Origin of the sequence: Moorena sp. SIO2C4 (assembly GCF_010672485.1) — a bacterium.
In the GTDB taxonomy this organism is placed as follows: domain Bacteria; phylum Cyanobacteriota; class Cyanobacteriia; order Cyanobacteriales; family Coleofasciculaceae; genus Moorena; species Moorena producens.
The window spans coordinates 1-1477 of sequence record NZ_JAAHGN010001424.1; the positions used below are offsets into that span (position 1 = coordinate 1).

Sequence of the window (1477 nt, forward strand, 5' to 3'; positions counted from 1 at the left end):
GGGGTCTATCCATCCCCATCCCTATGCAGGGGTGGGGATGGATAGACCCCTGGCCGTAGGCCACGCTACGCGAACAAATATTTAGCGATGACTTGACGACTTATCGCCAAATATATATCCCTCTTTTGTCACTCTCCGAGAAGTAAAATAAGAGAATAAACAGATTGGGTAGCTCAAAGGTAGATAGGGCAATGGATGTAGAGTTACAGATTCTCAAACATAGTGCCAGAGATGCACAACCAACAGTTTCGGTTATTGATCAATATTGTGAGGCTTATAAAGACCTGTTTCCAGAAGTAAGAAGTTATGAATGTTTCAAATATTTACATTTAGGAATAATCTCACCGATAAAGAGAAAGTCGCTATAGGTGCGCTTGACCTAGGCGAATTAAATTCGCCACGGGTCGCACCTCCAGAAATAGCTAAGTTAGTAGGCATAAAATCTGCTCAGTCACTCCATCATTTTCTAGCCAATTCTCCTTGGTCAGCGACTGAATTAACATCCCGAAGATTAAGTCGGACGCTCAAAGCATTAAACTCCCAAATAATCACGGTAATAATTGATGAGACAGGGGATAGAAAAAAAGGAAATAAAACTGACTATGTAGCCAGACAATATTTAGGCAGTGTAGGAAAAGTAGATAATGGAATCGTGTCAGTAAATGCTTATGGAGTCTATAAAAATATTACTTTTCCTTTACTAGTTAAAGTCTTTAAACCACAAGGAAAACTGAAAGAAGGAGATACATACAAAACGAAGATTGAACTAGCCTCGGAAATAATTACTGAATTAGTCAATTATGGATTTCGGATTGACTTAGTATTAGCTGATAGCTTGTATGGTGAAAGTAGTTCATTTATCAGTACATTAGACAAATACAAATTACCTTGGATATTAGCAATTAAAAGCAATCATGGGGTCTGGATGCCAGTTGCTCAGAGAGTAAGAGCTAATAAGTGGTGTAAGTTTGAGCGAATATTTAGCAATCAAAAATCAGAAACTAGATATATCCGAGAAATTATTTTTGGCAAGAGAAGTTACAGAACTTATTGGGAAATGACTACAGATCCTGAAACCATGCCAGAGAACTCTACATCTTTTGTCATGACTAATATTCAGGATAAAAGGAGTAAAATTAAGAAGATTCTAGGCAATCTTTACGGGAGGCGAACATGGGTTGAATATGGTTTTCGGCAGTGTAAACAAGAACTGGGTTGGACAGATTATCGTTTTACGGATTTTCAGGAGATTAATAAATGGTGGGAACTAATTATGAGTGCTTATCTAATGATTAGTTTAAATACCCAGGAAATGTCTACTTTAAATTCATCTGAACTAGCTGATTCTGAAATGCCGAATCCGACTGTTGATTTCTCAACACATCCACAAGCGATGCAGCGCGGTCTTGGGGAGGCAGCGCGGTCTTGGGGAGGCAGCGCGGTCTTGGGGAGGCAGCGCGGTCTTGGGGAGGCAGCA

The 1477-nt window shown here is 39.6% G+C and carries 1 pseudogene; it reads left to right on the top strand.

The features are described 5' to 3' along the window. Window positions 1-191 precede the first annotated feature (191 nt). Window positions 192-1390 (top strand): annotated as a pseudogene (locus F6K20_RS38225) (IS701 family transposase); the annotation flags it as partial. Between the last annotated feature and the right edge of the window lie 87 nt (window positions 1391-1477).